The 6843-nt window shown below is 66.7% G+C and carries 6 protein-coding genes and 1 pseudogene; 1 reads left to right on the forward strand and 6 read right to left on the reverse strand.

The window, feature by feature from the left end; genetic code table 11:
• Positions 1–1470, reverse strand: a 1470-nt coding sequence (locus tag U9979_RS10340; RefSeq protein ID WP_322779199.1) for a glycoside hydrolase family 15 protein, incomplete at its 3' end; no start/stop codon positions are given.
• Positions 1471–1775: 305 nt separating this feature from the next.
• Here U9979_RS10340 and U9979_RS10345 point away from each other — a divergent pair.
• Positions 1776–2210 (forward strand): hypothetical protein, encoded by a 435-nt coding sequence (locus U9979_RS10345; RefSeq protein ID WP_322750013.1) that lies wholly within the window; start codon positions 1776–1778, stop codon positions 2208–2210.
• 84 nt (positions 2211–2294) lie between these two features.
• Here U9979_RS10345 and U9979_RS10350 read toward each other — a convergent pair whose 3' ends face one another.
• The 5 genes and pseudogenes from U9979_RS10350 to U9979_RS10370 all read right to left on the reverse strand — a co-directional run.
• Entirely contained in the window at positions 2295–3647 is a 1353-nt protein-coding gene (locus U9979_RS10350) for a DUF5925 domain-containing protein (protein ID WP_322779200.1), read from the reverse strand.
• Between the two features lie 429 nt (positions 3648–4076).
• Positions 4077–4895 (reverse strand): hypothetical protein, encoded by an 819-nt coding sequence (locus U9979_RS10355; protein ID WP_322779201.1) that lies wholly within the window; start codon positions 4893–4895, stop codon positions 4077–4079.
• A complete protein-coding gene (locus U9979_RS10360; protein WP_322779202.1) occupies positions 4892–5338 on the reverse strand; it encodes a hypothetical protein in 447 nt (148 codons plus the stop codon). Before U9979_RS10360 ends, U9979_RS10355 begins: the two co-directional genes overlap by 4 nt.
• Positions 5335–6210: a hypothetical protein gene (locus tag U9979_RS10365; RefSeq protein WP_322779203.1), complete on the reverse strand. Its 876-nt coding sequence runs from the start codon at positions 6208–6210 to the stop codon at positions 5335–5337. The genes U9979_RS10360 and U9979_RS10365 overlap by 4 nt, the downstream gene beginning before the upstream one ends.
• Positions 6207–6843: pseudogene (locus U9979_RS10370) on the reverse strand (ParB/Srx family N-terminal domain-containing protein); the annotation flags it as partial. The pseudogene U9979_RS10370 and the gene U9979_RS10365, both read right to left, overlap by 4 nt.

Below are 6843 nucleotides of genomic sequence, written 5' to 3' on the forward strand. Positions count from 1 at the left end.
GCGTTCGATGGCGCTCACCGTGCCGACGACCCGCGGATCCGTCGCGGGCAGGAAGCCGACCAGCGGCATGTACAGCAGGGCGGCGTCCAGCTCGGTGGAGCCGTAGAACTGCGTGAAGGTGTTGCGATCGGGGTCGAAGCCCCGGATGCAGACCTCGTTGTGGATCTCGGCTCGCAGCGCCGTCCAGCGGTCCAACGGGCCGGGCAGGCCCGACTCGGTGATGCCCTTGATCGCCCGGTCGGCCGCCACCCAGGCCATGACCTTGGAGTGGACGAAGTCCCGCCGCGGCCCTCGGACCTCCCAGATGCCCTCGTCAGGCTTACGCCATCCGGTCTCCAGGAAGTCCATCAGCTTGGACTGCAGGGCCCAGGAGTCGTCGCGGCCGTCCACCTCGGTCGCCATCCGGGCCACATGCAGCGCGTCCAGTACCTCGCCGTAGACGTCGAGCTGGAACTGTTCGACGGCGCCGTTGCCGACCCGTACGGGCGACGAACCCTCGTAGCCGGGCAGCCACGGCACTTCGTACTCGGTGAGCCGGCGTTCACCGCCGACCCCGTACATGATCTGGACCCGGGAGGGGTCACCGGCCACCGCGCGCAGCAGCCATTCCCGCCACGCGGTGGCCTCGCTGGTGAAGCCGGCATCGAGCAGAGCGAGCAGGGTGATGGTGGCGTCGCGCAACCAGCAGTAGCGGTAGTCCCAGTTGCGGACGCCACCGATCATCTCCGGCAGGGATGTGGTGACCGCCGCGACGATGCCGCCGGTGGGGGCGTACGTCAGCGCCTTGAGGGTGATCAGGGACCGCCGGACGGCCTCCTGCCACTGTCCGTCGTAGGTGCAGCCGGCCATCCACTCCGCCCACCACGACTCGGTGAGATCGATCGCCCGGCGGACGTCGATCTGGGTGGGTGCGCGACGGTGTGAGGGACACCAGGTCAGGGAGAACGGCACGGACTGGCCGGCGGACACCGCGAACTCCGCGAAGGTGGCCATGTCGTGGCCCTCCATCGGCGCGGTTGTACGCAACGTCACTGCGTCCGGCCCGGCGACCGCGATCATCGTGTGATCGTCCAGCCGTCGCACCCAGGGGACGATCGAGCCGTAGTCGAACCGGATGCGGGTTTCGCTGCGCATCCGCACGGTGCCTTCGACGCCCTCGACCAGCCTCAGCACGATGTGCTCGCCTGAGCGCGGGTACATGGCGTCGACGATGCGCACGGTTCCGTTCGCCGTGGTCATGTCGGTTTCCAGGACGAGGGTGTCACCCCGGTAGCGGCGGCTCACCGCGAGCACGGGATCGACCGGCGCGATCTTCCAGTGGCCGGAGTCGTTGTCGCCGAGCAGGGCGGCGAAACAGGCGGTCGAGTCGAACCGCGGTAGGCACAGCCAGTCAATCGAACCGTCCCTGGAGACCAGCGCGGCCGAATGTGTGTCGCCTATCACCGCGTAGTCCTCGATACGGGAGGGCACGGTCTCTCCGGAGTTTCTTGGGGCCTGCGGCGACGCGAGGAGACGGACTCCACGGATCGCTTCGCGATCCGCTGGGACCCCCCCATGATCACGTCGTCCCTGGCCGGTGTGGACAGGTCGGGTGTGATGAACATCCCTCGCGTTCGCGCGGGCAAGACCGCTTACCTTAAGGCCTCGCCGCAACAGCTAGGTTGGGGGCACGCCGTACTGGTGGTGGCCCGGTCAGACGGCCCGGTCAGACGGCGCTGTGAGGCCGCGCTGTGAGGCCGCTCTGTGAGATCTCGTCCGAGGGAAGGTTCCCGACCGTGAGCGACGTTGCGGACACCGCCCCACCGGCACGGGTCCGACGCCCGCCCGAGTCGGTGACGGCGGGGCTGCGCCGGACCCTCACCGATCGACGCCACCGGCGCTGGGTGGTGCTCGGCGGGTTGGCGTTCGCCGCTCTGACCGCCTTCGGCGTGTATGTCGCGGTCGCCGGACCGTCACCTCGGATCGAGGCCGTGGTCTATTTCACGGCCACCGCCACGGACGCGCAGAAGGAGGCGGTCCGCGCTGCGTGCCCCACCGCCGGCCAGGCCGTCCAGGAGGTACGTGATCACAACACTACCGAGGCCAGCCGCGTGTATCCGCTGCGTTACGACATCACGTTCGCCTCCCCGGCGGACAAGGCCATGATCTACCGGTGCGTGCACGCACAGTCGAATGTGATCGGCATCAGCGAGTTCAGGGCCGGGGAGTGACCCGCCGGGCCGCTTCCTTGCAACCCGCCTGACCGCCGGCCGGCCCGGCCCTGCGACTACCGATGGGACTACCGATAGGGGCCCTTACAGGTAGGGGCCGGAATGGGCGTCCGGCTTGGTGGTCTGTACCGGGGCGCGGCCGTCGCGGAGCGCGAACAGTTCCGCCAACGTCATGGTCGGCCCGACGCTCTGGGTGGTGCCGAGCCAGGCGGTGGCCTCGTCGTAGGACAGCGGTCCCACCTCGACCTGAGCCAGGCACCTCCCCGGGCGCACGATCGCCGGGTGCAGCTGAGTAAGATCATCGTTGGTGGTCAGTGCGACCAGGACGTCGCGACCCTGCCCGACCAGGCCGTCAGTCAGGTTGAGCAGCCGCGACAACGCCTGGCCCGAGGAGCCTCTGAGGTCACCGCGGACCAGTTCGTCGCAGTCCTCTATCACCAGCAGCCGCCATCGTCGGCGGGTCTCGCGCACCTCGCGCGTTTTGCCGGCCTGCGCCATGTCACGGTCACCGGCACTGCTCGCACCGCTTTCACCGCTTGCGTGATCATGAATGTGTCGACCGGGACCGTCCGCGTCATCGCCACCGTCATCCTGGACGCCGTCATCCTGGACGCCGTCATCCCGGTCGCCATGGTCCTGGTCGCTGTGGTCCGGGTCATTGGCCTCGGTCTCATCCTCGCCGTCGTCGTCGAAGCCGATCGCAACTTCCATCAGGTAGCCGGGATCGGCGAACAGCGACTCCGGGTCCAGAACACAGTCAACCTGGCACCAGCGCCGCCACTCGTGGGCCAACGCCCGCAGCACGGTGGTCTTTCCGGTGCCGGCCGGTCCGTGCAAAAGGATCAGTCGGCCGACCAGCGTCTCGTGACTCACGGTCATGAGCCTGTCGAGTGCGCCGACCGCGCTGCTGGCGTAGTTGCGGCGGATCGACGCCCATGATGTCGTGGCCGCCTCGCGGGCGGTACGGGTCGGACCGCGTCGCGCGGACATGTACCAGAAGCCCATCGTGACAGCGCTGTCGGCTTCCGATTCGGCGACCGCCTCGCGCACCACCCCGTCGAGGACCGTGCGTGCCAGTTCCTCGCTGACCGCCGTCACGGTCACCTCGCCGCCGCCCCCGCGCCACCGCACAGCACGCAACGTCCAACCCTCACCTGCGGCAAGGCGTGAGTCACGCGAGTCCTCCACGACCGTGCGCAGCACCTGCGCGCCGGCGGGTAGCAATGATGCACCCGACCGCAGGCGGTCGATCCGGGCGCTGTGCGCCCATGGTTGCTCACCTGTGGTGAACGGAGCCAGCGCGAGGGCGTCGACTACGTCGTACGGCGTATCCGAGTCGTCAAGGCCGACCACAAACGGAAGTCCGGTGCTGCGATCCAGGGACTTCGTGGCAGGCCAAGATCCAGGCTGCGGCACCTTCTGCGGAGGGACGGGCACACCACCGATAGTCGATGACCAGCCTCGCCGACACCACCGACTTTCGGTAATCGCTGTCCTGGGAGTCGCCGAGGCGACTCGCCTGGTGCCCTCGGGCCGCACCGTCCCCACTTGCCGCACCGTCCCAACCCGCCGCACGGTCCCCACTTGCCGCACCGTCCCAACCTGCCGCACGGTCCCAACCCGCCGCCCCGGCCGAGGTCTCCGTCCGCGGATCGTGGGTGCGTCGGTTGGCGGGTGTGTTCCGCGGGCTGTGACCGGGTTGATGCGTCGCACGCTGACGATCTTTCGAGGTTTGTACGCCGAAAGCGGCCTTGTTGATCGCACAAAGCTCGAAAGATCGTTTCTGGTGGCTGGATTCGGTAGCCGTGTCCGCTGCCTGCACAGTGAGGTCGACACCCTGCGGCATCCGCAGGATGTATCGCTCATTCACGGGCGGGCGAGGATACGTGCGCCTCCGATTCCTTCCCCGTCGGGCGGTAGGAGACCGAGCTGGGTGCTCACCTCCGTCCGAAAGCGCATCCCGGGTAGCCAGAAGTGATCTGCGATGGCAAAATGTTCGCCAAGCGGGAACGATCCGCCCGGGTCCTGGTCCACGAGCAGCGCGCGTGCGCGTCCCAGAATTGCTACCGCGTCCTCCTCGACATGAAATCCGATCTCGGGAATGTCCTCCGGCCACATGGCGTCGAGGATCTGTTCGCCGAATGCGCAGGATGCCCCCCACCAGCTGTCCCAGCCGGGCAGGCTCTTTCCGAAGTAGACGGCGTACTGGTTGGCCCAGCGGCCTTGGAGGCCCATCGCATATGCGGACGAACCAATCTGCCGGGCCACGTTCAGGTCGGCGACGGCCGCGAAACCGAGAACCTGCCATCGGCGGACCGGTCTGGTCGACAGCCAGCCCACGCACGGGGTCATTATTTCCCACTCGTCGGGCGAAAAATCTGCGACCTCCGCGTTTGGACGCGGAACCAGCACGGTGGTGGTTACTTCCGCCACGTCAAACCACAGGTCGCCGCCGTTGGCTTCAGCCGGTGGTCTGGCGCCGATCCAGCATGCCCGGCCCTGCCATGCGCCCGACGCCGGCGACGTCGTCACCCACTGCTCGCCCGCGGCGAGATAGGTCCGTAGTAGCGCGGCCTCGGCCTGCTCACCGTTACCAAGGAGCTCATCCACCAGCCGGCGCGTCGGCGACCCGGCTGCCCACATACGCAGATGATCTGCGTATGCCATGTCCAGCGTTCCGGTCATTCTCGGCCTTCTCCACGGTCCAGGGCCATCGTCCACATGAAGGGCACCGGGCCACCGTCGGGAATCTCCACCTGACCTGCGGCACGAAACAACGCAGCCTCACCGTATGTCTCCGCACGCCGCCCCCGACGGAACAGCACCCGCCCGGTGGATCCGCCGATGACGTATGACCCGTCTGGTAGTTCTCGGACCGGGCGGGTGAGGACGAAGTCCTTGGCCAGCAGCAGCGGGAACGGTTCGTCGGGATGGTGGGTCAGCGTGGGGATTTCCTGGATGCCGGCTTCGATCGCTGCGGCGAGGAGGACGTTCTGCAAGGTGACTTTCGTGCCGTCGGGAAGCCCGACCGCATGAAGCGGTTCGCCTTTCCAGCCGTGTTTCTTCAGCTGCGCCGCGACCGCCCAGACGGAAGAGCGTCGGAAGTAGGAGTCGGTCACCGAGATCATCTGCTCCACATCGAAGCCATCGGCCGACGATCAATAACCATACCCGGCTCGTCATCGTCCGGATCTATTATACCTATCTGGGTGGAGACGGCCGTCCGGAAGCGGACACCCGGAGCCGGGAACGGTTCGTCGAGGTAGGGAAAGCCGTCGGCTGGCTGTGTCCACGGCAGGCCTGCCATGGCGTCGGCGCGTTCGACGACGATCCAGAACCCGGAGTTTTCCTCGCCGCCGTGCTCCGGTGCATCCTCGCGCCACAGGTCCGCAAGCTCATTCTTCGAGAAAGCCTCGTGCGTGGCCTCCCAGTATTCCGGGTCGCAGGTGCCCTTACCGAAGAAAAGACTGACGTCCTGGGCCAGGGCCGGTGATACCCCGGCGACAGCGGCAGCCGGCGAGCTGGCCTCCGTATCGATCCGTAGATCGTGACCGGTCAGGAGCGAGTAACCGACTGCCTGCCAGACCGCCATCTGCCGAATGGCGATCCACCCGGCAAACGGCGTCTGTCGCGCCAGAAAGCGCGGGGGAAGCGCCGCGAGCTCCGCGAGGTCCGCCGGCGATCGAGGAATTATTATCATGAGTGATATCTCGACCGGATCGAACCACAGGTCACCCGCTGAGACCTCGTTCAGATTCGGCGGATACCAGCCCAGCCAGCACCGACGGCCATTCCAGACCCCAGCCGACTTCGGCGTGGGTACCCAGCCTGCCTGGCTGCCACGGTGGGTCTGCATGAGGTCACGCTCAAGAAGCAGGCCGTTCGAATCCAGGGCGGCAATCAGCGCATCCACAGAATTCTTGTTCGCCAGGTCCCGAAGATAGCGGGCAAAACATTCAGCGAGAGTCGGGATGGGCGAGGCTTCCGAATGAATTTTCATCCCTTGTTCCGTATCCTCGGCGGCTCCAAGCGACCCAGGAGCGGAAAGGGAGAGCCGTTCGGATTGTTCGGCTGGCGGGCAGTCCGGAACAGGGCAGCCTCGCCCCATGTTACCGGATTGTCTTTTATTCTATGCAGAATCACACCCTCGGTGCCGCCGCGGACCAGTGTTCCGTCTGAAAGCTGGCGGATTTCATGATTCAGGATGAGGGATCGAGACCTCCCACGTTTTTCGGGGAAGGGTTCGTCGGGGTGGTGGCGGACGGTCGGTATCTCCTTCAGGCCCGCCTCGCGTGCGGCCAGGAGGCGACGGTTGTCGATACTCAGCAGTGAGCCGTCGGGGAGCTCGACGATATCGATGGGGTCGCCGTTCCAGCCGCCGGTTCGCATACTCTCCACCAAGTCAGGGAATTTCATTCCGTCTCGTGTTTTTGAGCTGACGTTCTCCTGGCTGAACCGTATGGTATGGGGGTTCTCCAGGCTGTGGACCGGTGGGGTCCAGCCGCGGGCGACGTCGCGTGCCGCGCGGGCTTCTGAGCCGAGGATACGCCCGGTCATCCGGCCGGGTAGTTCGCCGCCGCCGGCCATCGCCATGGCAGGTGAGGAGAACAGGTCGGGGATGCCCTGGAGAATC

It is taken from the genome of Protofrankia sp. Cas4 (genome assembly GCF_963555915.1).
In the GTDB taxonomy this organism is placed as follows: Bacteria; Actinomycetota; Actinomycetes; order Frankiales; family Frankiaceae; genus Protofrankia.

Coding starts and splice junctions, on each gene's coding strand:
- U9979_RS10355 (WP_322779201.1), bottom strand. CDS start 4,895: ATGACCGGAACGCTGGACATGGCATACGCAGATCATCTGCGTATGTGG.
- U9979_RS10360 (WP_322779202.1), bottom strand. CDS start 5,338: ATGATCTCGGTGACCGACTCCTACTTCCGACGCTCTTCCGTCTGGGCG.
- U9979_RS10365 (WP_322779203.1), bottom strand. CDS start 6,210: ATGAAAATTCATTCGGAAGCCTCGCCCATCCCGACTCTCGCTGAATGT.